Origin of the sequence: Jannaschia sp. GRR-S6-38 (assembly GCF_029853695.1) — a bacterium.
Lineage (GTDB): Bacteria > Pseudomonadota > Alphaproteobacteria > Rhodobacterales > Rhodobacteraceae > Jannaschia > Jannaschia ovalis.
Window position 1 is genome coordinate 2,039,287 of sequence record NZ_CP122537.1, and the last position, 23,214, is coordinate 2,062,500.

22 protein-coding genes are annotated in these 23,214 nt (G+C 72.0%); 10 read left to right on the forward strand and 12 right to left on the reverse strand.

The annotated features are described in order from the left end of the window. Positions 1 to 26 precede the first annotated feature (26 nt). The 8 genes from addA to regB form a co-directional block, all read right to left on the reverse strand. The gene (gene addA / locus P8627_RS10390; RefSeq protein ID WP_279964032.1) at positions 27 to 3,377 is read right to left on the reverse strand and encodes a double-strand break repair helicase AddA; all 3,351 of its coding nucleotides are present in this window, start codon (positions 3,375 to 3,377) and stop codon (positions 27 to 29) included. Further along, positions 3,374 to 5,776, reverse strand: coding sequence for a double-strand break repair protein AddB (gene addB, locus P8627_RS10395; protein ID WP_279967449.1), 2,403 nt, complete (start codon positions 5,774 to 5,776; stop codon positions 3,374 to 3,376). Before addB ends, addA begins: the two co-directional genes overlap by 4 nt. Next, positions 5,701 to 6,333 (reverse strand): hypothetical protein, encoded by a 633-nt coding sequence (locus P8627_RS10400; protein WP_279967540.1) that lies wholly within the window; start codon positions 6,331 to 6,333, stop codon positions 5,701 to 5,703. Before P8627_RS10400 ends, addB begins: the two co-directional genes overlap by 76 nt. Further along, positions 6,330 to 6,998: a nucleotidyltransferase family protein gene (locus P8627_RS10405; RefSeq protein ID WP_279964033.1), complete on the reverse strand. Its 669-nt coding sequence runs from the start codon at positions 6,996 to 6,998 to the stop codon at positions 6,330 to 6,332. Before P8627_RS10405 ends, P8627_RS10400 begins: the two co-directional genes overlap by 4 nt. Further along, positions 6,995 to 8,005, reverse strand: coding sequence for an aminoglycoside phosphotransferase family protein (locus P8627_RS10410; RefSeq protein ID WP_279964034.1), 1,011 nt, complete (start codon positions 8,003 to 8,005; stop codon positions 6,995 to 6,997). Before P8627_RS10410 ends, P8627_RS10405 begins: the two co-directional genes overlap by 4 nt. Further along, positions 8,002 to 8,490, reverse strand: coding sequence for a tRNA (adenosine(37)-N6)-threonylcarbamoyltransferase complex ATPase subunit type 1 TsaE (tsaE, locus tag P8627_RS10415; RefSeq protein ID WP_279964035.1), 489 nt, complete (start codon positions 8,488 to 8,490; stop codon positions 8,002 to 8,004). The genes P8627_RS10410 and tsaE overlap by 4 nt, the downstream gene beginning before the upstream one ends. A 75-nt stretch (positions 8,491 to 8,565) precedes the next feature. Further along, positions 8,566 to 10,179 carry a PAS-domain containing protein gene (locus P8627_RS10420; protein WP_279964036.1) on the reverse strand — a complete coding sequence of 538 codons (1,614 nt, stop codon included), beginning with the start codon at positions 10,177 to 10,179 and terminating at the stop codon, positions 8,566 to 8,568. 82 nt (positions 10,180 to 10,261) lie between these two features. Then, the gene (gene regB / locus P8627_RS10425; RefSeq protein ID WP_279964037.1) at positions 10,262 to 11,626 is read right to left on the reverse strand and encodes a sensor histidine kinase RegB; all 1,365 of its coding nucleotides are present in this window, start codon (positions 11,624 to 11,626) and stop codon (positions 10,262 to 10,264) included. A 76-nt stretch (positions 11,627 to 11,702) separates the two neighbouring features. On the opposite strand from regB, the gene P8627_RS10430 reads away from it, so the two are divergent. Then, the gene (locus tag P8627_RS10430; RefSeq protein ID WP_279964038.1) at positions 11,703 to 12,254 is read left to right on the forward strand and encodes an ActR/PrrA/RegA family redox response regulator transcription factor; all 552 of its coding nucleotides are present in this window, start codon (positions 11,703 to 11,705) and stop codon (positions 12,252 to 12,254) included. Next, positions 12,251 to 12,592, forward strand: a complete 342-nt coding sequence (locus tag P8627_RS10435; RefSeq protein WP_279964039.1) for a hypothetical protein — start codon at positions 12,251 to 12,253, stop codon at positions 12,590 to 12,592. Before P8627_RS10430 ends, P8627_RS10435 begins: the two co-directional genes overlap by 4 nt. Before the next feature lie 4 nt (positions 12,593 to 12,596). Here P8627_RS10435 and P8627_RS10440 read toward each other — a convergent pair whose 3' ends face one another. Continuing rightward, positions 12,597 to 12,995, reverse strand: coding sequence for a DUF2177 family protein (locus P8627_RS10440; RefSeq protein WP_279964040.1), 399 nt, complete (start codon positions 12,993 to 12,995; stop codon positions 12,597 to 12,599). A 59-nt stretch (positions 12,996 to 13,054) separates the two neighbouring features. Next, the gene (locus P8627_RS10445; protein WP_279964041.1) at positions 13,055 to 13,927 is read right to left on the reverse strand and encodes a LysR substrate-binding domain-containing protein; all 873 of its coding nucleotides are present in this window, start codon (positions 13,925 to 13,927) and stop codon (positions 13,055 to 13,057) included. A gap of 102 nt (positions 13,928 to 14,029) precedes the next feature. On the opposite strand from P8627_RS10445, the gene P8627_RS10450 reads away from it, so the two are divergent. Beyond that, on the forward strand, positions 14,030 to 14,182 hold the full coding sequence (locus tag P8627_RS10450) for a hypothetical protein (RefSeq protein WP_279964042.1): 153 nt from the start codon (positions 14,030 to 14,032) through the stop codon (positions 14,180 to 14,182). A 91-nt stretch (positions 14,183 to 14,273) separates the two neighbouring features. Here the strand turns inward: P8627_RS10450 and P8627_RS10455 are convergent, their stop codons facing one another. After that, entirely contained in the window at positions 14,274 to 14,726 is a 453-nt protein-coding gene (locus P8627_RS10455) for a GNAT family N-acetyltransferase (protein ID WP_279964043.1), read from the reverse strand. Next, positions 14,716 to 15,315 (reverse strand): HD family hydrolase, encoded by a 600-nt coding sequence (locus P8627_RS10460; RefSeq protein WP_279964044.1) that lies wholly within the window; start codon positions 15,313 to 15,315, stop codon positions 14,716 to 14,718. The genes P8627_RS10455 and P8627_RS10460 overlap by 11 nt, the downstream gene beginning before the upstream one ends. A 112-nt stretch (positions 15,316 to 15,427) precedes the next feature. On the opposite strand from P8627_RS10460, the gene P8627_RS10465 reads away from it, so the two are divergent. The 7 genes from P8627_RS10465 (at position 15,428) to msrP (ending at position 23,135) form a co-directional block, all read left to right on the forward strand. Further along, positions 15,428 to 15,733, forward strand: coding sequence for a hypothetical protein (locus P8627_RS10465; RefSeq protein WP_279964045.1), 306 nt, complete (start codon positions 15,428 to 15,430; stop codon positions 15,731 to 15,733). Between the two features lie 67 nt (positions 15,734 to 15,800). Beyond that, complete coding sequence (gene ahcY, locus P8627_RS10470) at positions 15,801 to 17,186, forward strand: adenosylhomocysteinase (protein ID WP_279964046.1); 1,386 nt, start codon at positions 15,801 to 15,803, stop codon at positions 17,184 to 17,186. Positions 17,187 to 17,374: 188 nt separating this feature from the next. Continuing rightward, a complete protein-coding gene (locus tag P8627_RS10475; protein WP_279964047.1) occupies positions 17,375 to 17,716 on the forward strand; it encodes a DUF2853 family protein in 342 nt (113 codons plus the stop codon). 181 nt (positions 17,717 to 17,897) lie between these two features. Further along, positions 17,898 to 20,510, forward strand: a complete 2,613-nt coding sequence (clpB, locus tag P8627_RS10480; protein ID WP_279964048.1) for an ATP-dependent chaperone ClpB — start codon at positions 17,898 to 17,900, stop codon at positions 20,508 to 20,510. A gap of 103 nt (positions 20,511 to 20,613) precedes the next feature. Next, positions 20,614 to 21,348: a M48 family metallopeptidase gene (locus P8627_RS10485; RefSeq protein WP_279964049.1), complete on the forward strand. Its 735-nt coding sequence runs from the start codon at positions 20,614 to 20,616 to the stop codon at positions 21,346 to 21,348. Between the two features lie 185 nt (positions 21,349 to 21,533). After that, positions 21,534 to 22,019, forward strand: coding sequence for a fasciclin domain-containing protein (locus tag P8627_RS10490; RefSeq protein WP_279964050.1), 486 nt, complete (start codon positions 21,534 to 21,536; stop codon positions 22,017 to 22,019). Between the two features lie 219 nt (positions 22,020 to 22,238). Continuing rightward, positions 22,239 to 23,135, forward strand: coding sequence for a protein-methionine-sulfoxide reductase catalytic subunit MsrP (msrP, locus tag P8627_RS10495; protein ID WP_279964051.1), 897 nt, complete (start codon positions 22,239 to 22,241; stop codon positions 23,133 to 23,135). Positions 23,136 to 23,214 lie beyond the last annotated feature (79 nt).

Sequence of the window (23,214 nt, forward strand, 5' to 3'; positions counted from 1 at the left end):
GCGTGTCGCGCGTGCGGAGGCTGAAGCTATGCACCGTCCGCCGCGGGGTCAATGGCGGGCATCTCGGCCCAGGCGTCGCGCAGGAGCGCCCCGGGCAGCGCCATCAGCCGCGGCGCCCGCGTCCAGAGGATCGCCAGCTCGACCGCGCGCCCGGGCCAGATCGCGCGGGCGGCGAGCTCGTAGGCCGCCATCTGCCGCAGGAGGCCCGCGGGCACGTCGCCGGGGGCGTCGGGCAGCACGGCATTGGTCTTGTAGTCGACGATCGTCACCCGGTCGGGTGCGAGGATGACGCGGTCCATCGTGCCGAAGACCGGCGGGCGCGTGCCCTCGGCGGGCAGGGCGAAAGCCAGCTCGGCCAGGGTGCCGGGGGCGAAGAGATGCGCGAGGTCCGGGGCGTCGAGAACGGCCTCCGCCTCGGCCAGGATCGCCGCGCGTCCGGGCAGATCGGCGAGGATCGCCTCGGCGGCGGCGGCGCGGTCGGCCGGGGGCAGGGCGGGCAGGTGTTCGAGCAGCGCGTGGATCGCCGTGCCGCGGTCGAGCGCATCGGGGCGGCCCGCGCTCTCGCCCGGCAGCGTCTTGGCCCCCGGCAGGTCGGACGGGGTGAGCCGCCCGGCGGGCCGCGCGGGCGGCTGGGGCGGCGTCTCGAGGAAGGGCAGCGGCGCGTCGCGGGGCGCGGTGGGGTCCGGGGCGTCGGCCGCCGGCAGCGGCGTCCAGTCGCCCGCCTCGAGCCGCAGCCCGTCGCCCTCCGGCGTGGGCAGGGGACCGGCGCCGCGCGCGCGCAGCCCCGCCTCGATCCGGCGCCACCAGCTGTCGCCGGGCGCGTCGCCCACCTCGCCCGCCGCCCCGGCGATCAGCCAGCTTTCGGCCCGGGTCAGCGCGACATAGAGCAGCCGCTCGCGCTCGGCGGCATCGGCGGCCTGCGTCGCCTCGGCCAGGTCGCGGGCGGCCGGCGACCATTGCGCCTTGGGCGGCATCCAGATCGCGGGCCCGTCGCCGGGCAGGCGCTGCACGCCCTGGGGAGTCTTGAGGTCGCGCTTCATCGTCTCGGGCAGGATCACGACCGGCGCTTCCAGCCCCTTGGCGCCATGCACCGTCATCACCCGGATCGCGCCTGCGCCGGGGCGGCGCTTGACCTCCGGCGCGGCGCTGTCGAGCCAGCCGAGGAAGCCCGCCAGGCTGGGCACCTGCGCCGCCTCGTAGGCCAGCGCCTGCGCGAGCAACGCGTCGATGGCCTCGCCGGACCCAGCGCCCAGCCGCGCCAGCAGAAGACGGCGGCCGTCATGGCGGATCAGCATGCGCTGCAGAAGCTCGAAGGGGCGCAGCCGGTCGGCGCGCGCGAGCAGGTCGCGCAGCATCGCGACCGTCGCGCGCGGTCCTTCGTCGCGCAGCCGGTCCCAGAGCCGCCCGGCGCGGCCATGCGCAAGATCGTAGAGCCCGGCCTCGTCCATCCCGCCCAGCGGCGAGCGCAGGACGGTGGCGAGCGACAGGTCGTCCCCCGGCGCATCGAGCCAGCGCAGCAGCGCCAGCAGGTCGCGGACGGCCATGTCCCGGGTCAGCACCAGCCGATCCGCCCCGGCGAGGTTCAGCCCCGCCGCCTTGCAGGCGCGGATGACGTGGAAGAACAGCCTGTCGCGGCGCTGGAACAGAACCAGTATGTCGCCCTGGTCGACGGCGCGACGGACGCCTCGGTGGACGATCGGCGCGCGCGCGTCGACCATGGCGCGGATCGCCTCCGCCACGCGGCGGGCCAGCCGCACATCGGCATCGTTCGGCGCGGGCCGGTCGACGGGATCGTACCAGCGGCGGTCGGAAAGGTCGGGCTCGGCTTTCGGGATCGGCGGCCAGAGATCGACGCGGCCGGGCAGATCCCTGTTGAAGGCGATGTGTTGCGGGGCGTCGCCCACCCCGCCGCCGGTCTCGAACACCGCGTCCACGAGGTCGAGGATCACCGGCGCGGAGCGGAAGGAATGAAGCAGCGCATGATCGGTCAGCGGCGGGTCGGTCAGCCGGTCGCCGAACACCGCGCGCATCCGGTCGAAGGCCCCCGGATCGGCGCCTTGGAAGCGGTAGATCGACTGCTTGCGGTCGCCCACCACAAAGAGCGTGCGGACCAGCTCGGGCCGCGCGCCGATGCCGGCGCCGAATTCCTGGCTCAGCGCGGCGATCACGTCCCATTGCGCGGGCGAGGTATCCTGCGCCTCGTCCACCAGGATGTGGTCGATCCCGCCATCGAGCTTGAAGAGCACCCATTGCGCCATGTCCCGCGTCGACAGGAGCGCCCGGGCGCGGCGGATCTGGTCGTCGAAATCGAGCCAGCCGCGCGCGCGCTTCGCCGCCTCGACCCGTTCGGCGAAGACCGGGCCGAACGCGTGCAGCGCGCGGGTATGGCCGAAGCCTTCCAGCGCGGCGAGGCGGGCCTGCGCGTCGGTGAGCCGGCAGGCCAGGTCGCGCAGATCGTCCAGCGCGGCCTCGCCGATCTCGGCCGCGACGGGTTTCGTCACGAGGTTGGCCCGCGGGTCGCCGTCCTTCTTCAGGAAGGCAGTGCAGAGCAGGTCGAAGCGATCCGGCGGATCCGCGAGATAGGCCTCCGCCAGCCGGGTCGACAGGTCCGACATGGTCTTGCCGTCCGCCCGCCCCGCGGCGTCGCGGACGACCTCCAGCAGGTCGAGGTCGGCGGGCGTCACCGCCGCGCCCCGAACCTCGGCGGCCGACGCGTCCGCGATCCCCAACGCTGCCCGCAGCCCGGCCTCGTCCCAGCCGCCCAGCCCGTCGCGATGCTTCAGCACCGCGGCGAGGAAGGCGCCGGGATCGCCGTCGCTCAGCTTCGCGGCCACCGCGTCGACCAGGGGCCGAGTCGTCGGGTCGGCGGCCATGCCGTCGAGGATGTCGGCGTGAAGCCGCGCGGCGGTGATCTCGTCCATCTCGGTGAAGGCGGGGGTGACGCCGGCCTCCAGCGGGAAGCGTCGTAGGAGCCCCGCGCAGAAGGCGTGGATCGTCTGGATCTTCAGCCCGCCCGGCGCCTCGATCGCGCGGGCAAACAGCGTGCGCGCGCGGCGCAGCGCGTCCGTGTCGACCCGTCCGCGCTCCACGCCGAGCTGCTGCAGCCGGATGCGCAGCGCGTCGTCCCCGAGCATGGTCCATTCGCCCAGCCGCTTGAACAGGCGGTTCTGCATCTCGCCCGCCGCGGCCTTGGTGAAGGTCAGGCAGAGGATGCGCTCGGGTGGCGTGCCCTCCAGCAGGAGCCAGGCCACGCGGTCGGTCAGGACCCGCGTTTTGCCCGATCCCGCATTTGCCGACAGCCAGACCGAGCCCGAGGGGTCGGCGGCTCGGATCTGGGCGCGGGTGGCGTCGTCGGGCGGGGGCAGGTCGTCCATCATGCGCGGCCCACCGGGATCGTGGTCGCGTCCTGCGTGTCGTCCCATTCGCCGAAGCGCGACAGCTGATCGTAATCGGAGGCGAAGGTCAGCACGTCGGGGGCGAGGCGGGCGATATAGGGCCGCCCCTCGGCGTAGGCGCCTACCAGGTCGCGGAATTCGCGGTCGGTCTCGGCCAGGATCGCGGCATCGACCGCGACCGTCTCCTCCTTGTAGCTGGCGCCGACGCCCAGATAGGCCACCTCCGCGACGCGGGGAGGCAGGTCCCCGAAGGCGCCGCGGGTCACCATCAGCGCCTCCAGCAGAAGCTGCTTGGCGAAGGCCTCCTGCTGCTTCGCCGTGGGCGGCTTGCCGGTCTTGTAGTCGTAGATCGCCACCGCGTCGCCGCGATGATCCATGCGATCGGCGCGGGCGGTCAGGGTGAAGGGCGGGTCGTCGAAGGCCAACTCGGCGCCCCGCTCGATCGCGATCGGCCGCCCCGCCGCGCGGCGCGCGGCCTCGGCGCGCAGGAAATCGGGCAGCATGCGGTCGAACTTGCCAAGCCAGAGCCGGCGGAAGCCCGGCCAGGGGGCCTGCGACGCCAGCGTCTGCTCCAACGCGGCGCGCAGGCGATCGGCGGCGGCGGCGTCGATCTCGCCCGGCACTTCCCGGGCGAAGCGCTCCATCGCGTCGTGGATGGCCGAGCCGCGCAGCCGCGCGTCGGGCCCCTGCCGCAACGGGTCGAGCGCGCGCAGGCCCAGGATGGCGCGGGCATAGATGGCGTAGGGATCGCGGATCAGCGTCTCGACTGCGGTGACCGACAGGCGGGTCGGGCGATGGGCTGTGGGCGGTTTCGGGGCGGGGCGCGGGGCCAGCGTGGCGGGGTGGCGGGCGTCGGGTTCGGACAGGCGCGCGGCCTGCGCCAGCCAGCCGTCGCCCCGCGCCCGCATCGCCTCCAGCGCCGCCGCCGCCTCGCCGCCCAGCCCGTCCAAGAGCCCGGTCAGGCGGTTGAGCCAGCGCGAGGGCACGGTCTCGGCCTCGTCGTCGCGCAGCGCCCGGCTCAGCCAGATCTCGGCCCCGGCCGCGGCCTGCTGGAAGTCATGCGCCGACAGGCCCACGGTGCGATCCGGCAGGCGCAGCCCGGCCTGCGCGCGCATGGCGCGGTTGAGCCAGGGATCGGCGCCGGGATGGTCGGGCCAAATGCCGTCGACCAGCCCGCCCAGGATCACCCGGTCGGCGGTGCGGACCCGGGCTTCCAGCGCGCCCCAGATCATCACGTCGGGATGCGGGCCGACGGCCTCGCGTACCTCCTCGGCCGCGATCAGCCCGTGCAGGATGCGCGCGTGGTCGGCGGGCGGAAGCGGCGCGCCGCCGCGCTCGCCGGCGCAGGCACAGAGGTCGCGGAGCACGCCGCGCGCGCAGGCGCCCGCGACGCCTTTCCACAGATCGCCCGCACCGTTCTCCACCGCGTCCTCCGCCCCGTCCGCCGCCGGGCCGCGCGCCGCGTGTTCCGCGATCTCGAGATGGTCGGCCGCGTGCTCCGCCAGCGTCGCCGCCCCGGCGGACGGGGCCAGCCGGTCGAGTAGATCGCAAAGCCACGCCGTCCATTCATCGGCCTCCGCCCCGGCCCAATCGGCCACCGCGCGGCGGTCGGGGAAGGCGATCGGCGCGCGGCGCAAAAGGTCCAGCTCAAGCGCGCGCACCCGGGCCAGATGCGCGGGCCGGTCCCAGCCGCTGGCGGTCAGCGGGTGTTTCAGCAACGCGACCAGCGCCTCGCTGTCGAGAACCGGCGCCCGCAGATCGGCCACCATCAGCAGAAGCCGCCCCGGCAGCGACTGGCCGAGCGGGATGCCGGCGGAGTCGTCGGGCTCGATCCCCCAGCGGTCGAGCTGCGCCGCCACCTGCCGCGACAGCTGGCGGTCGGGGGTGATCAGCGCCGCGCGGCGCCCCTCGGCCAGCGCGGCGCGCAGGCCCAGCGCGACGGTCGTGGCCTCGGCCCCCGGGGTGGGCGCCTCGAGCAGGGTGATGCCCGCGCAGGCCGCCGCCACGTCGGCGAGGTGCGGCCCCTCCTCGCGCCAAGCATCGGTCGCGGGGGCCGGGCGCAGCGCCAGCGACAGCAGCCGGTTGCGCGCCGGCGCGGCGGGGGCGGTCCCGTCCCAGCGCGGCACGTCATCGCGGGCGAGGCCCAGATCCGCCAGCAGCGCGGCGTGGCGGTATTGCGGATGGTCCTGCGCGCCGGCCGGGCCGTGGCCGTCGCCCAGCAGGCCGGTCCAGGCGGGCTCGGGCATGTCGCGGTCGAGGCCCGGCAGGATTACCGCGCCTTGCGGCAGCGCCGTCACCGCGGTGATCAGCGCGCGGGTCGGGGCCCGCGAGGCGGTGGAGCCCGCGACGATGACGGGATCGCCGGGGGTGCGGCGCGCCAGCGCCCGAGCAGGATGTCGAGCGCGGCGCGCTGGGCGGCGGCGGGCGTGACCTCGCCCGTGCCGTCGAGCCAGGGCAGCACGATGCGCAGGAAGTCGAGATTGCGGCGCCAGTGATCGGAGAGCTCGCCCGTCTCGATCGCCTCCAGCGCCTCGAGCCCCGTGCCCTCCTCCTGCATCTCGGCCAGCAGCGTGGCGAGCGTGCCGGCGAGGTCGAAGGCGGCGGCGGGCGGCGCGAGGTCGGGGCGCGCGGCCAGCAGCCGCTCGACCAGGCGCGTCAGCCGCAGGCGCAGGGCCAGGGGGGCGATCGTCGCCCGGGGCGCCGCGCCGGGCGGCAGGAGCGCGGCGAGGTCCGAGACGAGCCCGATCCGCGGCAGCAGCGTCGCGCCGCGCTGGGCGAAGGCGGCCTCGACCCGGCGGGCCATGCGATGGGTGTTCACCAGCAGCGTGACCCGGGCCAGCGCCTCGGGCGGCGCGTCCGCGAGCCGCGCGGTCAGGCCCGCGACGACGGCACGGCTGAAATCGACGCCGGGCGGCTCGTGGAAGACGCCGCGGATCACGCCGCCGCCGCCAGCATCGCCTCGGCCCGGGCGATGCCCTCGGGCGTGCCGACATCGGCCCAGCCGCCGGGATGCCGCGTGCCGTGGAGCCGGCCGGCCGCGAGCATCGGGCGCCAGAGCTCCCAGAGCGAGAAGACCCGGTCGGGAACCCGCGCCAGCGCCTCGGTCTTGACGATGCCGGCGCCGGTATAGCCCAGGGGCCGGGCCGCCCTCGTCAGCGCGCCATCCGCGGCGATGCCGAAATCGGCGCCGCAGGGCCCGGCGGTCCGCGCCGGGTCGACCAGCAGCAGGAGCCCGTCCATGCGCGTCGGATCCCAGGCGGCGGCCAGCGTCTCGATCGCGCGCGGCCCGGTCCAGGCGGCGTCGGCGTTCATCGTCAGGACCGGGCCGTCACCCAGCACGCCCATCGCGTTGCGCAGCCCGCCGCCGGTCTCCAGCAGCGGATCCTCGACCAGCACCGTCAGGTCCCGGCCCGCGAGATGGGCCTGCAGCTGGCCCGCGTGGTGATGGGCGTTGACGGCCAGCGGTGCGGCGCCTGCGACCTGCTCCAAGGCGTGGTCGATCAGCGGCCGGCCCGCGACGCGGACCATCGCCTTGGGCATCGCGTCGGTCAGCGGGCGCATCCGCGTGCCCAGCCCCGCGGCGAAGACCATGGCCGCGATCATGCCGCGTCGCTCCGCCCGGCGAGCCGGCCCGCCCGCGCGCGGATCGCGTCGAGCCGGGCCGCGTCGGGCGCGGGGAGCGCGGCGCAGATCTCGCGCAGGGGGGCGAGGACGGGGTGGCGCAGGTCGTCTTGCAGGACCTGCCAGGTGGCGGGGATGAACTCCGGATAGCGCGTCTTGCCGTCGCGCAGGCAGAGCCGGGCGAAGACGCCGAGGATGCGCAGCGCGCGCTGGGCGGAGGTGACGGCGATCTGGGCGTCCAGCCGATCCGCCGCGATGCCGGTGGCGTCGCGGAAGGCTTCGGTCGCGGCGCGGCGGGCGGCGGGGCTGACGGCGCGGCGGGGATCGTGGATCAGCGAGGCGAGGTCGTAGGCCGCGGGGCCCGCCATCGCATCCTGGAAGTCGAGAAGGCCGACCCGGGCCGCGCCCGCGCGCTCGGGCAGCCAGATCAGGTTCTCGGCGTGGTAGTCGCGATGCACGAAGACGGGCGGCCCCGCCACGGCGTCGAGCGCGGCGGCCATCGCCGCGACGAGCGCCGGGCGCTGGGCCCGCGCCTCGGGCGCGTACCAGTCGAGCGCGAGCCCCGCGAGATCGGGCATGAGCGGGCGGTAGTCGGGCAGGCCCGCGGGCCGCGGCATCGCGTGCAAGTGGCCGAGCAGCGCGCCCGCGGCGGCATAAAGCTCGGGCTCGGCCCCTGGATGGGCGGCGGCATGGCGCGCGAAGAGGGCATCGCCCAGATCTTCGAGCAGCAAAAGGCCCGCCGGGACATCGGCGGCGCGGATGCGCGGAACCGACAGCCCCTGACCGGCGAGATGGGTGGCAAGGTCGCGGAAGGGGCGCACGTCCTCGCCCGAGCCGGGCGGCGCGTCCATCAGCATGGCGGTGCCCGCCGGGCCGTGAAGGCGGATATAGCGGCGCAGGCTCGCATCGCCCGCGAGCGGCACGCGGCGCGCCGCGCCCCAGCCCGCATCGGCGAGGAAAGCGTCGATCTGGCGGTCCCGTGCGCTCATGCCGGTGCCCGGTCGAGGGCGGCGGCCAGCCGGGCGAGCGCGGCCTCGGGCCCCGACAGCACGGCGCGGCGGCCCTCGCCCGCGACCGCGAGCGCGAGCGTGATCGCGTCCCGCGGCGCGGCCGGGCCCAGCCGGTCGGGCCATTCGACGAGGCAGAGCGCGTCCGCGAAGGCGTCCTCCAGCCCGAGCTCCAGCACCTCCTCGGGCTGGCCCAGCCGGTAGAGATCGGCGTGCCAGATCTCGAACCCGCCCGCGTCGTAGGTCTGGACCAGCGTGAAGGTGGGCGAGGGGACGTCCTCGGGCGGCAGGCCCGCCTGCGCCCGGAGGGCCCCGATCAGCGCGCGGGCGAAGGCGGTCTTGCCGGCGCCGACGGGCCCCTCCAGCAGGATCGTGTCGCCGGGGCCCAGCGCCGGGGCGAGTCGCCGGGCGAGGGCGTCGGTGGCGGCGGGCGTGGCCAGGTCGATCGGGGGAAGCGCGGTCGGCATGCCAGCGGGTTAGCGGGCGGTGCCGGGGGCGCGCAAGTCCGCGCGTGTCGCGTCGGTCGGAAGCGGCCCCCGGGCTCAGGCGGAAACGCGCGGGCGCCGGGCGGTCGCGGGCGGGGGCGGCGTCAGGGCGCGATCCTCGGCGAAGCCCAGGGCCAGTCGGTCGCCGGCCAGCGGCGTGACGCGGATCTCGAGATCGCAGCCCTCCGGGCGGCGCAGCTTGTCGGACCAGCCGGAGCGTTCGCGGGCGGGCAGCCGCAGCAGGTCGCGGATCTCGCCCCAGACGGGGCTCGGCGCGCAGCCCTTCGACCAGAGCGCGATGCAGGCCTCCAGCGTCTCGGGCAGGTCGATCTCGGCCGCCGGCGGGGCGCAGGGCGCGAGATCGGGAATGCCGGCCCGCGCGGCGGCATTGGCCAGCACCCGCCGGCCCTCGCCGTCGAACACGACCAGCGCCTCGTCCACCGCGTCGAGCAGGCCGGTCAGCGCCGCCTGATCGCGCTGCGCGCGTTGCGTGGCCACCCGCTCGGCCGAGACATCCTCCAGCATCAGTGTGACCGAGCCGTCGGCCTGCGGCCGGCCGGTGACGCGCAGGGTGCCGCCGGAGGGCAGCGTCCAGGTCTCGCTATGGGCGCGGCCGGCTTCGCCCCGCGCGAGCCCGGCCAGCCCGTCGCGCCAGGCCTTGTAGTCGCGCGGCTCGGGCAGTTTCTGCAGGTCGCGCAGCGCGTCGAAGAAATCGGTCATCCGCGGCCGCCGCGACAGGAAGGCCGCGTCCAGCCCGGTCATGTCGATCAGCGCCGGGTTGAACAGGGCGAGCTGGCCCTCGCGGTCGAAGATGGCGAGGCCGGTGGGCAGGACGGCGAAGGATTTGGTGAGCGTCTGGATGAAGCTGCGCAGCGTATCCTCGGCGCGGATCACCGCGTCGAGTGAGAGCGCGTGGACATGGCGGATCCCGTCGGGCTCGGGCGCGGCGGTGGTGACGTCGAACCAGGCCTCGGTCCCGTCACGGGCGACAACCTTGCGCCGGACCGTGCCCGAGGGCGCGCCCGGCTCGTCGGGAAAGAGCGTGGGCAGCGGCCAGGCGCTGGCCGCGTCGCGCCCGTTGCAGCGCGCGACGAGCGTCGTGTAGGCGGCGTTGGCCCAGATGATCCGCCCCTCGGCGTCGATGGCCCAGCTGAGCGCCGGGGCGCTGTCGCCCGCGCGGGTCAGCAGCGCCATCTCGTCCTCCATCGCGCGCAGGCTGTCGAGATCGACGCGGATCGCGGCGTGGCTGCGATCGGCGGCGGAGACGGTGATCCGGATATCGGCCCCGTCGCGGCGGCCCAGAACGACGATGCGGTCGCGGCCGAAAGTGCCCTCCAGCCGCACGGCCCGGCCCTTCTCGCGCAGGGCGCGGAAGGCGGGCCCGGCCTCGTCCACGAGGTCGGAAAGCGCGTCGATCAGCGCGTCCCAGGCCCGCAGGTGATCGATGGGCGGGGGCAGCAGGAAGCCCACGTTCTCGGAATGCTCGACCAGGTAGCCGTTGCGGAACAGGAACTGACGGGGCTCCGACAGGACGTCGCTGTCGATGCGGGCGAGCGGGTTGGCCGCCCCGAAGGCCGCCCGCGGCGCGAAGGAGAGCACGCCCCAGAGCACGGCCAGTCCGACGAGCGCCCCGCCGAACACGGGAATCAGCATATGGACCACGTCGGGCATGGCAGAACCTCTCGCGATTGCCATGAGACGACTCGACGATTCTGGTTAAAGCGACGTTAATCGCGCCCGGCGCCGCGGGGCGTCAGGGCAGGAACGGCGTGTTTTCGCCCAAGGCCCCGCTTTCGGGCGCGGCGATCGACGCCAGCGGCCAGACCACGCTGGCCTGCGCGCCGCCATGCGTCCGCCGGCGGCGGCCGCCCGGGGCGGCCGCGTTGCCGAAGGTGACCCGCGCGCCAGTCCGCTCCAGCAGGGTCTTGGCGATGAACAGGCCCAGGCCCATGCCTTCGGAGCCGGGCCGCTTGCGGCTGCGCAGGAACGGGTCGCCCAGCCGCGGCAGCACCTCGGGCGGATAGCCGCGGCCGTCATCGGTGACCCGGACCATCAGGCTCTGCCCGCTCCAGCGGATGTCGATCCAGACGCGCTCCTCAGCGAAATCGACGGCGTTCTGGATCAGGTTGCGCAGCCCGTGGATCACCTCGGGAAGGCGCTGGACCTGCGGCGGGCGGTCGGGGCTGCCGGGCTCGCCCGTCATGTCGTAGACGATCTCGATGCCGCGGTCGTCATGCGGGGCGGCAGCCTCGCGCAGGACGGCCTCGACCGGGGCCACGCGCATGTGCCGGTCGCTCTTTCCCGCCCGGCCCATCGAGCGCAGGATGTCGCGGCAGCGGTCGGCCTGGCTGCGGATCAGCTCGGCGTCTTCGCGCAGCTCGGGCTGATCGGCGAGGTCGTCGACGAGCTCCGCCGAGACCAGCTTGATCGTGGCCAGCGGGGTGTTCAGCTCATGCGCCGCGGCGGCGACGACGCCGCCCAGGTCCTGCAGCTTCTGCTCGCGCGCGAGCGCCGTCTGCGTCGCCAGCAGCGCGCGCGACAGCTGCTCGGTGTCGCGCGTCAGTCTCCAGGCGAAGCCCGACTGGAACAGCGTCCCCACCAGAACCGCGACCCAGAATCCCACGAGGAACAGCTCGGGCAGCTCCAGCACCGCCCCGTCGAGCGTCCGCAGGGCCAGGTGATAGCCGCCCAGAAGCGAGATCATCGCGATCGCCGTCGCCGCCAGCAGCACCGTGGCGCGCAGCGACAGGACCGTGGCCGAGATCGTGACCGGCGCCATGAAGAGGACGGCGAAGGGATTATTGAGCCCCCCCGTAAGGAACAGGATCGCGCTGAGCTGCAGCACGTCGAAGAGCAGGAACCCGAAGGCCGCGCGGTCGCTGAGACGGGCATTCGCGGGCTGCCCGCGGCTGAGCACGATATTGGCGCCGGCCCCCGCGGCGATGGCGGCCGCGCAGAGCACCAGATGCAGGTCCAACGACAGCGTGAGATAGGCGACGACGACCGTGATCGACTGTCCGAGAAGCGCCAGCCACCGGAGATTGACCAGCGTAATCAGACGGATGCGCGGACCGTCCGATTCGGGCGGCAGCAAGGTGGCGGTCGATTGCGTGGGCATGGGGCGTCCCGGAAACTGGAAATTGTCGGAAACGCTCCATATTCCAGTTCGACATGACACGCGAGGAGAGCGAGTGATGACCGAAGCATTGCAGGACATCGGACCAGACCCGTCCCTGCTGCTCGTCGATGACGACGAGCCCTTCCTGCGCCGCCTCGAGCGGGCGATGGAGAAGCGTGGCTTCTCGGTGCAGGCCGCGGGCTCGGTCGCCGAGGGGATCGCGAAGGCGACAGCGTCGCCGGCGGCCTATGCCGTCGTGGACCTGCGGCTCGAGGACGGCAACGGGCTCGACGTGGTCGAGAAGCTGCGCGAGAAGCGCCCCGACAGCCGCATCGTCGTGCTGACGGGCTACGGGGCGATCGCGACCGCGGTGGCCGCGGTCAAGATCGGCGCGACGGATTACCTGTCGAAGCCCGCCGATGCGAACGACATCACCAACGCGCTCCTGTCGCGCGGCGACGACCTGCCGCCGCCGCCGGAGAACCCGATGAGCGCCGATCGCGTCCGCTGGGAGCATATCCAGCGCGTCTACGAGCTCTGCGACCGTAACGTGTCCGAGACGGCCCGGCGGCTGTCGATGCACCGCCGGACGCTCCAGCGCATCCTGGCCAAGCGGTCGCCGCGGTGAGCCTGCGCGCCGCGGCCCTCGCCGTGGCGCTGACCGGCTGCACGGCCGCCGCTCCGAACCTTTCCCCGACCCCGCCGCCGCGCGGCCTCGCCCTGGTGCCCGCGCCGGGCGGGCTGCTCGTCGCGGGCTCGGGCGGGCGCGAGATCGGCTTCGGCCGCGCGCAGGCCGGCGCGCTGGCCAGCGTCGCCAAGGTTCAGGGCGCGACGCCCGTCCCGACGGGCTGCGGCCGCGGGCGGCAGGCCTTCCGGACGGCGGAGGGCCTCGTCCTCGTCTTCGAGGCGGGTCGCTTCGTGGGCTGGGCCGGCGTGGCGGGCGCCGCGGGCCGGGGCTGCGCCTGAGCGGTCAGGCGAAGCGCATCGCGACCCAGGTGCCGAAGGCGGCGGTCGATCCGGTCAGCACCGCGCCCCAGGTCGTGTCCACCGCCACCATCGGCCAGGCCCAGCCCTGCAGCGTCGCCTTGTTGGTGAACTCGTAGGTGCCGTAAGCGACCGCGCCCAGGATCGCGCCGTTGATCGCCGCCTGCCCGACCGAGCCCGCACGCAGCGCGGGCAGGGCGACCAGCCAGACCAGCCCGGCGACGTAGAACAGGTAGAAGATCGCCGCGGGGGCCAGGTCGATCGGCTCGCGCAGCATGTCGCCGATATAGCGCTCGAAGAGCGGCTTCATCACCGATGTCAGCATGATCGCGTCGACGATCAGGAAGAAGGCGACGGCGGCGCCGTAGAGGATCGCGATCTGCATGGGGGAGGCCTTTCGGTTGGGGTCCCGGGGGATACGCGGGGCGGGGCGGTTCGGATCCATCAGGCCGCGCGGCGCAGCCAGCGGCGGAACAGGCGCAGGTTCTCCGAGACCGCGCCCTGCCGCGTCAGCACGTAGTAGCCGGTCTCGCCCAGGTCGATCTCGCGCAGCACGGCGAGGCGCTCGCCGTCCAGTTCGCGCTGGATCAGGACGCGGTGCTGCAGGCCGAGCCCCAGCCCCGCGCGCACCGCCGACAGGACCAGCCCGTTGGTGGCGAAGACGCTGACGCTCAGCGCGTCCTCCTCCACGCCGAGGCCCCGCGCCAGATGCGGAAGCTCGGCCTTGTTGTCGGACATCAGCCAGCGCTGCTGCAGAAGCGCCGCGTTCGACGTGTCGGCAAGCCGGGCGGCCAGCGCGGGGGCCGCGACGAGGACAAAATCGTCGCGCAGCAGGGGCTCGACATCGTAGCCCGGCCATTCGCCGTCGCCGTAGCGGATGGCGAGGTCGTAGCCGTCGCGCCGCAGGTTCGCGGACGCGGTCGAGGGGGCGATGGTGACGTTGATCTCGGGATGCTCGGCCCAGAAGGAGGAGATGCGCGGCATCAGCCAGTTCTCGGCGAAGGTGGGCGTGACCGTGACCGACAGCGCGCGCGTCGAATGGCGATCCGACAGGTCGCGGCAGGCGGCGGCGAGCGTCGTGAAGCCCTCGGTCAGGCCGCGCGCCAGCATCGCGCCGTCGGGCGTCGTTTCCATGCCCTGCCCGGCGCGGTGCAGAAGCGGCGTGGCGAAGAAGGTCTCGAGCGCGCGGACATGGCCCGCGACGGCGGCATGGGTCACGTTGAGCTCGCGCGCGGCGGCCGAGAGCGAACCGCAGCGCGCGGCGGCTTCGAAGGCGCGCAGCGCCGCGAGGGAGGGCATGTCGCGCCAGCCAATCATGGATGTCAGTTATACTTACAACCGGGAAATCGTCCAGAGTGGCATTCGCGGGCCGTCAGGCGCATCTGGGCTGCCGACGAAACCCTTCCGGAGCTTCCCGCCATGTTCGCCAGCATCGCAGACTTCCTCCTCGGCGCCGCGCTGTCGCGCCGGTCCCGCATCGACCACAGCACGCTGCGTTCGCCGTCGCGTCCGCGCGGCGAGTTCGCCCGCCACGACGACCTGGGCTGGATGGCCCGCGTCGGCACCTGGTGAGCGGCCCGCCGGGCGCATCGCGCCCGCCACCGTCCCACGCAAGCGCCCGCCGTCGCCCCGGCGGGCGCTTCGCGTTTCACTCAAGCCTTGGTTACAAGTTGAACCGTTTGCTGACGGTGCCGGGCGTCCGGGCATAGGCCTCGAACCCGCGCGAGCGGTAATAGGCGCGGCCGCCCTCGTTCTCGACCCGGATCGTCGCGTTGATCCAGGCGTAGCCGCGCGCCTTCGCTTCCTTTCGCGTGGCGTCGAACAGCTTCGAGCCGATGCCCACGCCATGCGCCCCCGGCCGCACGAAGGAGGCGATGTCGCAGGCCTCGGGCGGCAGCTTCGGGCTGGGGCCGACCCATTGGAAGCCGACGATCTCGCCCGCCGTCTCGGCCACGTGCCATATATCGGCCTCCGCCATCCAGGCGCGCAGCGCGTCGCCGGTCACCGGGCCCGCGATCGCGGTGGTGCCGCCGATGGCGATGATCTCGTTGAGCAGGGCCGCCATCGCGCCCGCGTCGAAGGGGCGGGCGGGGCGGATATGCAGGTCACCCGTCATGCGCGGCCATCAGCTCGGCATGCCGGGCCAGGAAGGCGGCGCGCACCTCGGCGGGCGGGCGCAGGGTCAGCGTCAGCCCCGCGATCAGCCCCGCATCGGGGCGGCCGAAGAATCGGTCGGCCTCGCGCTCCGAGAAGCCCGCTATGTGCACCGCCTCGAGCCAGGCCGAAACCTTGTCGGCGCGCTTGATCCGGCGCTTGAGCGCCGCGCCCGGCCGCGCCGGCAGGCCGAAGCGCAGGTTGATCGCCGCCTGCAGCCGGTCGTCCAGCGCCCCGTAATCGGGACCGACCGCGGCCTTCACCGGCGAGATCATGTCGCCGATCACGTATTCGGGCGCGTCGTGCAGCAGCGCGGCCAGCCGCTCCGCCGGGCGGGCGGGGCCCTGCCGAGTGAAGATCTCGTCGACCAGAAGCGAATGCTCGGCCACGGAATAGGGCCAGTCGCCCCGCGTCTGGCCGTTCCAGCGCGCGACGAAGGCCAGCCCGTGGGCGATATCCTCGATCTCGATATCGACCGGCGTGGGGTCCAGAAGGTCGAGCCGTCGGCCCGAAAGCATGCGCTGCCAGGCGCGGGGTGGGGCGCGTCTCATGGTCGCAATGGGATAACGCGGAAGTGACCGCGCGCAACCTTCCGGCGCGAAACGGGTTGCGCAGGTGTCGTCGCGTCAAGGATGCGGCCATCCCGCATCTTGGAGGCTTGCGATGAAGACCCTTCCTGCCCTGACCCTTGCGGCGCTGACCGCGCTCACCGGACCCGCGCTGGCGCAGGGCGCGCATTGCGGCCCGCGCGACGTCGTGATCGGCCAGCTCGACACCTCCTATGGCGAGAAGCTCGTCGGGGGCGGGCTGCAGGATCCCGATGCTTTGCTCGAACTCTGGATCTCACCCGAGTCGGGTAGCTGGACGATCCTGATGTCGCGCCCGGACGGCACGTCCTGCATCGTCGCCGCCGGGACCGACTGGACCGGGACGGGCGCGGGCGCGGTGCTGGCCGGGGTGCGGTCCTGACGCCTCATTGCCCGTTAAGGCACGGAGTGCTACGGCCCCGCCAAACCTGAACCGCGGGAGCCGTCACATGGCCAAGGACTACATCGTCAAAGACATCTCGCTTGCCGCCTACGGCCGCAAGGAGCTCGACATCGCCGAGACCGAAATGCCGGGCCTGATGGCCTGCCGGTCGGAATACGGCGAGGCGCAGCCGCTGAAGGGCGCACGCATCGTCGGCTCGCTGCACATGACGATCCAGACCGCCGTCCTGATCGAGACGCTGACCGCGCTGGGCGCCGAGGTCCGCTGGGCGTCCTGCAACATCTTCTCCACCCAGGACCACGCCGCGGCCGCGATCGCCGAGGCCGGCGTGCCGGTCTTCGCCGTGAAGGGCCAGACGCTGGAGGAGCACTGGGATTACCTCGACAAGTCCTTCCTGTTCGAGGACGGACCCAACATGATCCTCGACGATGGCGGCGACGCGACGCTTTATATCCTGCTTGGCGCGCGGGCCGAGGCGGGCGAGGATCTGGGCGTCGCCACCTCCGAGGAGGAGACGGTGATCCACGCGCAGATCAAGAAGCGGATGGCGGCGAGCCCCGGCTGGTTCACGAAGATCCGCGACCAGATCAAGGGCGTCTCCGAGGAGACGACGACCGGCGTGCACCGCCTCTACGACCTGCACAAGAAGGGCCTGCTGCCCTTCCCGGCGATCAACGTGAACGACAGCGTCACGAAGTCGAAATTCGACAACAAGTACGGCTGCAAGGAATCGCTGGTCGACGGCATCCGCCGCGCGACCGACACGATGATGGCCGGCAAGGTCGCGGTCGTGCTGGGCTATGGCGACGTGGGCAAGGGCTCGGCCGCCTCGCTGCGCGGCGCGGGCGCGCGGGTGAAGGTGACCGAGGTCGATCCGATCTGCGCGCTGCAGGCGGCGATGGACGGGTTCGAGGTGGTCCGGCTGGAGGATGTCGTCGACAGCGCCGACATCTTCATCACCACTACCGGCAACAAGGACGTGATCCGCATCGAGCACATGCGCGAGATGAAGGACATGGCGATCGTCGGCAACATCGGCCACTTCGACAACGAGATCCAGGTCGCCAACCTGAAGAACCACAAGTGGACCAACATCAAGGAACAGGTGGACATGATCGAGATGCCCTCGGGCAATCGCATCATTCTGCTGTCCGAGGGCCGGCTTCTGAACCTCGGCAACGCCACGGGCCACCCGTCCTTCGTGATGTCGGCGAGCTTCACCAACCAGGTGCTGGCCCAGATCGAGCTCTGGACCAAGGGCGAGGACTACGCGCCCGGCGTCTACATCCTGCCCAAGCATCTCGACGAGAAGGTCGCCCGGCTGCATCTCGACCGCATTGGTGTGCGCCTCACCGAGATGTCGAAGGAACAGGCCGACTATATCGGCGTCGCGCAGGACGGGCCCTTCAAGCCCGAGCATTACCGCTACTGATCCCGGCCCCGCGGGGGCCGTCCGGGGCCGCGCCGTCCGAGGGGAAGGCGCGGCCCCGTTTTGTCGGCCCGGGCCGGCCGCCCGGGTCCCGCCAAGGCAAGTTTTCCTTTCTTTCGCGCGACGGCCCCGTCAAAACTCTCCCCAGGCGCGAGCCATTGCAGTTCAGGGGAATTGGAGAGGGAGAGATCATGAGCAAGCTGGACGAGAAGGTCGGGAAGTATATCGACGTCGTGCGCTCCAAGCTCGGCGAGGAGCCGGACGTGGATCTGCTGCGCAAGGTGACGCGGGGCTGCGGGCCTTCGATCTACAATGCCGACAGCGAGACCATCGCCGCCGGCCAGCCGGGCGAATTGGCCACGGTGAAGAACAACTTCCTGATCAAGAAGCTGGGCCTGTCGGACGGGCCGAAGCTGGACGAGGCCATCGATGCCGTGATCGAGCGCTACGGCCGCGGCGACACCAACAAGTACCGCGCCGTGATCTACTACATGCTGACCAAGCATTTCGGGAAGGAAGGCGTCTACAACTGACGCGCGCCTTTCCGGCCGATCCGGGCGCCGTCCGCGGGATGCGGGCGGCGCTTCTTTTTTGCCCGGCGGCAGGGTTGCATATACGCAACACCCCACCCATCTCGATTTCGTGAGGTCCGAGGTTGGCCGTGCCTGCGATCAGGGCGGCCCGGACGGACGCTTGATCAAGGAGGCGGGTCATATGAACCTGGAAAAGTTCACCGAGCGGGCGCGGGGGTTCCTGCAGGCTGCGCAAACCATCGCCACGCGCGAAGGCCACCAGCAATTGGTGCCCGAGCATCTTCTCAAGGCCATTCTGGACGACGAACAGGGCATGGCCGCGAACCTGATCGCGGCCGCCGGCGGCGCGCCGGATCGCGTGCGCCAAGCCGTCGACATCTCGGTGGCCAAGCTGCCCAAGGTGTCGGGCGATGCGGGCGTCTATGTCGGGCGCGAGCTGACCCGGGTTCTGGACGAGGCCGAGACCGTCGCCAAGAAGGCCGGCGACAGCTTCGTGCCCGTCGAGCGCGTCCTGGTCGCGCTGGCCATGGTGAAATCCAAGGCCCGCGAGGCGCTGGAAGCCGGCGCCGTCAACGCGCAGTCCCTCAACGCCGCGATCAACGCCGTCCGCAAGGGGCGCAAGGCCGACTCGGCCTCCGCCGAGGACACCTACGAGGCGCTCGAGAAATACGCGCGCGACCTGACCGCCGCCGCGCGCGAGGGCAAGATCGACCCGATCATCGGCCGCGACGAGGAAATCCGCCGCGCGATGCAGATCCTGTCGCGCCGCACCAAGAACAACCCCGTCCTGATCGGCGAGCCGGGCACCGGCAAGACCGCCATCGCCGAGGGCCTGGCCCTGCGGATCATCGATGGCGACGTGCCCGAAAGCCTGCGCGACAAGCGGCTGATGGCGCTCGACATGGGCGCGCTGATCGCGGGCGCGAAATATCGCGGCGAGTTCGAGGAGCGGCTGAAGGCCGTACTGTCCGAAGTGACCGCCGCCGCCGGCGAGATCATCCTCTTCATTGACGAGATGCACACGCTGGTGGGCGCCGGCAAATCCGACGGTGCGATGGATGCCGCGAACCTGATCAAGCCGGCGCTGGCGCGCGGCGAGCTGCATTGCATCGGCGCCACCACGCTCGACGAGTATCGCAAATATGTCGAGAAGGACGCCGCGCTGGCCCGCCGGTTCCAGCCTTTGATGGTGGACGAGCCGACGGTCGAGGATACCGTCTCGATCCTGCGCGGCATCAAGGAGAAATACGAGCTGCACCACGGCGTGCGGATCTCGGACTCGGCGCTGGTGGCCGCGGCGACGCTGTCGAACCGCTACATCACCGACCGGTTCCTGCCCGACAAGGCGATCGACCTGATGGACGAGGCCGCGTCGCGGCTGCGGATGGAGGTCGACAGCAAGCCCGAGGAGCTGGACGCGCTGGATCGCGACATCCTGCAGAAGCAGATCGAGGTCGAGGCGCTGCGCGCCGAGGACGACAAGGCGTCGAAGGACCGGCTGGAAAAGCTGGAGCGCGAGCTGGCCGAGTTGCAGGAGCAATCGGCCGAGATGACCGCCAAGTGGCAGGCGGAGCGCGACAAGCTGGAGTCGGCCCGCGGCCTGAAGGAGCAGCTGGACCATGCGCGCGTCGAGCTGGACCAGGCCAAGCGCGAGGGCAATTTCGCCAAGGCCGGCGAGCTGCAATACGGCCGGATCCCCGAGCTCGAGAAGCAGCTGGCCTCGGCCGAGGAGCGCGAGGGCGACATGATGGTCGAGGAGGCCGTCCGCCCCGAGCAGATCGCCGCGGTGGTCGAGCGCTGGACCGGCATCCCGACCTCGAAGATGCTGGAGGGCGAGCGCGAGAAGCTTCTGCGGATGGAGGACGAGCTGGGCCGCCGGGTCGTGGGTCAGGGCCAGGCCGTGCGCGCCGTGTCGAACGCCGTCCGCCGCGCGCGGGCCGGCCTGAACGACGAGGCGCGGCCGCTGGGCAGCTTCCTGTTCCTCGGGCCGACCGGCGTCGGCAAGACCGAGCTGACGAAGGCGCTGGCCGAGTACCTGTTCGACGATGACGGCGCGATGGTGCGGATCGACATGAGCGAGTTCATGGAGAAGCACGCCGTCGCCCGCCTGATCGGCGCCCCGCCGGGCTATGTCGGCTATGACGAGGGCGGCGTGCTGACCGAAGCGGTGCGGCGCCGGCCGTACCAGGTCGTGCTGTTCGACGAGGTCGAGAAGGCGCATCCGGATGTCTTCAACGTGCTACTGCAGGTTCTGGACGACGGCGTCCTGACCGACGGGCAGGGGCACCGGGTGGACTTCAAGCAGACGCTGATCATCCTCACCTCGAACCTGGGGTCGCAGGCGCTGAGCCAGTTGCCCGACGGGGCCGATGCGAGCGACGCCAAGCGCAGCGTGATGGAGGCCGTGCGGGCGCATTTCCGGCCCGAGTTCCTGAACCGTCTCGACGAGACGATCATCTTCGACCGCCTCGCGCGGGAGGACATGGCCGGGATCGTCGACATCCAGGTCGCGCGGCTGGTCAAGCGGCTGGCCGGTCGCAAGATCCGGCTCGAGCTGGATGACAGCGCGCGGACCTGGCTGGCGGAGGAGGGCTACGACCCGGTCTTCGGCGCCCGGCCGCTGAAGCGCGTGATCCAGCGCAGCCTGCAGAACCCGCTGGCGGAGATGATCCTCGCGGGCGAGCTGGGCGACGATGCGGTCGTGCCGGTGCGCGCGGGCGACGAGGGGCTGATCATCGGCGACCGCGTGGCCACCAGCGACCGGACCCCGCCGGAAGACGCGGTCGTGCATTGATGCCGATTGCCAATTGGCAACCCTAACAATGACTTAACGGCGGCCCGCGGGCCGCCGTTTCGCATTGCGGGAACGCCCGCGGGGCGGGCGGGGTTCGGAAGCCATGTGCCAGTCCTGTCTCAACCGCCGCCGCTTCCTGATGCTCGCCCCCGCCGCCGCGGGCCTGTCGGGCTGCGATATCGAGCTCGTCTCGGATGCGGAGGCCGAGCGGATGGGCCTCGCCGCCTGGTCCGAGCTGCGGCAGGCCAAGCCCCTGTCGCGCAATGCCGACTATCGCGAGACGGTCGCGCGGGTGGCGGGGCGGTTGCTGGGCGCGGCGGGGCACAGCCCCGGCGACTGGGAATTCGCCGTTTTCGCTGATCCGACGGCCAATGCCTTCGCCCTGCCGGGCCGCAAGATCGGCGTGCATGAGGGCATGCTGGAGCTCGCGGCGACCGAGGATCAGCTCGCCGCCGTGATCGGGCACGAGATCGGCCATGTCGATGCGGAGCACGCGCAGGAGCGGATGAGCGCGCAGGTGGCCTCCGGATGGGGGTTGCGGATCGTGGCCTGGCTTCTGAACGCGGGCGATGTCGAATATGCCGAGGAGATCGCCGCCGCGCTGGGCCTGGGCGTCGAGGTTGGGCTCCTGCGGCCCTATGGCCGCGAGCAGGAGACCGAGGCCGATGCGTTGGGCGTGCGGGCGATGGCGGCGGCGGGCTACACGCCCTCCGAGGCGATCGCGCTCTGGCAGCGGATGGAGGCGGCGAGTGGGGGGCGCGGGCCGGAATTCCTCTCGACCCACCCCGCGCCGCAAAGCCGGATCGAAGCGCTCGAAACGCTGATCGCCACGCTCTGACGGGGCGGTTCCTTCACGTCTTCGTGTGCGGGGCCGGAAAGCCGCCGCGCCCCTAGAGTGCGGTCTGCGTCGTTCAAGATGCGACAAACGCGCATCGGCGGAAACCCCCATGGCCCGGGCGGCGTCTTTCCTTCATGCGTCGGGCATTTCCCCGCCGCACCTGCAACCCAGAATGGAGATCTTCCATGATCCGCAGAACGTTTCTTGCCCTGACCGCCGCCACCGCACTGGCCAGCCCCGCCTTCGCCGCGGGCCACAGCATGGACATCGTTGCCACCGCCACCGAGGCCGGCAGCTTCACCACGCTTCTCGCCGCCGCCGAGGCCGCGGGCCTCGTCGAGACGCTGCAGGGCGAAGGCCCGCTGACCGTCTTCGCGCCGACCGACGACGCCTTCGCCGCACTGCCCGAGGGCACCGTCGAAGAGCTGCTGATGCCCGAGAACCAGGAGCGTCTGCAGGCGATCCTTCTCTATCACGTGGTGCCGGGCGCCGTGATGTCGGGTGACCTGAGCGACGGCATGACCGCCGCGACCGCGAACGAGATGGAGCTCGAGATCTCGATCGACGGAAGTACCGTCATGGTCGAGGGCGCGACCGTCACCTCGGCCGATATCGAGGCCTCGAACGGCGTCATCCACGTCATCGACTCGGTGATGCTGCCCGAGATGTGAGATCCGGCTGACCACCGGCTGCGGGGCGGTCCTTCGGGGCCGCCCCGTCCCGCGCCGGGGGGTCACTGAGCCGCGAAGCCGCGCCATGTCGCGCTTCGCCGGGTGGACAGACGCTCTCGCCCCCTTACTTTCCCGTGAACCGCATCAGTTTGGCGCGCGCCCGGTCGTCTTTCCGGATAGCGTGCCAGACACAGAGACGAGAATTCCCGGAGGCCTTGCATGTTCAAGCCCGACCTCACCCAAGCCGACGTCACGCCGAGAGGCCTCTGGCTCAATCGCCGCAAGCTGATCGCCGGGCTGGGTGCCGGCTCGATCGCCGGAGGGCTGGGACTCGGCGCGCAGGCGCAAGAGGCGTTGGAGCCCAACACCTGGGAAGAGATCACGACCTACAACAATTTCTACGAGTTCGGCATCCAGAAGGACGAGCCCGCAAAGCATGCCGGCGCGATGGAGACCGATCCCTGGCCGATCACGGTAGACGGGCTGGTCGACAATCCGGGCGACTACATGCTGTCCGACCTGATCGGGGACATCCCGACCGAGGAGCGCATCTACCGCTTCCGCTGTGTCGAGGCCTGGTCGATGGTCATCCCGTGGAACGGCTTCGAGCTGAACAAGCTGCTGGCCAAGCTGGGCGTGCAGGATGGCGCGAAATTCGTGCGCTTCGAGACGGCGGTCCTGCCGGAGGTGATGCCGGGGGTTAATTACCCGATCCTCGACTGGCCCTATGTCGAGGGTCTGCGTCTCGACGAGGCGATGCACCCGCTGACGATGATGGCGACCGGCATCTACGGCGAGCCGATCCCCAACCAGAACGGCGCGCCGATGCGGCTGGTCGTTCCGTGGAAATACGGCTTCAAGGCCGTGAAATCGATCGTGCGGATCAGCCTGGTCGAGGAGCAGCCGCTCAACACCTGGCAGCAGAGCAATCCGCGCGAATACGGCTTCTATGCCAATGTGAACCCGGCGGTGGACCATCCCCGCTGGAGCCAGTCGAGCGAGCGGCGGATCGGCGGCGGCCTCTTCGCGCGACGCATCGATACGCTGCCCTTCAACGGGTATGGCGAACAGGTGGCTTCGCTTTATGACGGCATGGACCTGAGTGTGAACTTCTGAGCCTCGCGACTCACATCGGTCCGCGCGTCACCTCGGTCGCGCGCAAGGTTCCCACGTGGCCGGTCTACCTGGCCGGGGC

What these genes read in the sequence shown, in the direction of transcription:
- P8627_RS10475 (WP_279964047.1), top strand. Translation starts at nt 17,375, where the DNA reads ATGAGCAAGCTGGACGAGAAGGTCGGGAAGTATATCGACGTCGTGCGC.
- P8627_RS10450 (WP_279964042.1), top strand. Translation starts at nt 14,030, where the DNA reads ATGTTCGCCAGCATCGCAGACTTCCTCCTCGGCGCCGCGCTGTCGCGC.
- regB (WP_279964037.1), bottom strand. Translation starts at nt 11,626, where the DNA reads ATGCCCACGCAATCGACCGCCACCTTGCTGCCGCCCGAATCGGACGGT.
- addA (WP_279964032.1), bottom strand. Translation starts at nt 3,377, where the DNA reads ATGATGGACGACCTGCCCCCGCCCGACGACGCCACCCGCGCCCAGATC.
- P8627_RS10465 (WP_279964045.1), top strand. Translation starts at nt 15,428, where the DNA reads ATGAAGACCCTTCCTGCCCTGACCCTTGCGGCGCTGACCGCGCTCACC.
- msrP (WP_279964051.1), top strand. Translation starts at nt 22,239, where the DNA reads ATGTTCAAGCCCGACCTCACCCAAGCCGACGTCACGCCGAGAGGCCTC.
- P8627_RS10485 (WP_279964049.1), top strand. Translation starts at nt 20,614, where the DNA reads ATGTGCCAGTCCTGTCTCAACCGCCGCCGCTTCCTGATGCTCGCCCCC.
- P8627_RS10440 (WP_279964040.1), bottom strand. Translation starts at nt 12,995, where the DNA reads ATGCAGATCGCGATCCTCTACGGCGCCGCCGTCGCCTTCTTCCTGATC.
- P8627_RS10405 (WP_279964033.1), bottom strand. Translation starts at nt 6,998, where the DNA reads ATGATCGCGGCCATGGTCTTCGCCGCGGGGCTGGGCACGCGGATGCGC.
- P8627_RS10490 (WP_279964050.1), top strand. Translation starts at nt 21,534, where the DNA reads ATGATCCGCAGAACGTTTCTTGCCCTGACCGCCGCCACCGCACTGGCC.
- clpB (WP_279964048.1), top strand. Translation starts at nt 17,898, where the DNA reads ATGAACCTGGAAAAGTTCACCGAGCGGGCGCGGGGGTTCCTGCAGGCT.
- P8627_RS10455 (WP_279964043.1), bottom strand. Translation starts at nt 14,726, where the DNA reads ATGACGGGTGACCTGCATATCCGCCCCGCCCGCCCCTTCGACGCGGGC.
- P8627_RS10420 (WP_279964036.1), bottom strand. Translation starts at nt 10,179, where the DNA reads ATGCCCGACGTGGTCCATATGCTGATTCCCGTGTTCGGCGGGGCGCTC.
- ahcY (WP_279964046.1), top strand. Translation starts at nt 15,801, where the DNA reads ATGGCCAAGGACTACATCGTCAAAGACATCTCGCTTGCCGCCTACGGC.
- tsaE (WP_279964035.1), bottom strand. Translation starts at nt 8,490, where the DNA reads ATGCCGACCGCGCTTCCCCCGATCGACCTGGCCACGCCCGCCGCCACC.
- P8627_RS10410 (WP_279964034.1), bottom strand. Translation starts at nt 8,005, where the DNA reads ATGAGCGCACGGGACCGCCAGATCGACGCTTTCCTCGCCGATGCGGGC.
- P8627_RS10460 (WP_279964044.1), bottom strand. Translation starts at nt 15,315, where the DNA reads ATGAGACGCGCCCCACCCCGCGCCTGGCAGCGCATGCTTTCGGGCCGA.
- P8627_RS10445 (WP_279964041.1), bottom strand. Translation starts at nt 13,927, where the DNA reads ATGATTGGCTGGCGCGACATGCCCTCCCTCGCGGCGCTGCGCGCCTTC.
- P8627_RS10430 (WP_279964038.1), top strand. Translation starts at nt 11,703, where the DNA reads ATGACCGAAGCATTGCAGGACATCGGACCAGACCCGTCCCTGCTGCTC.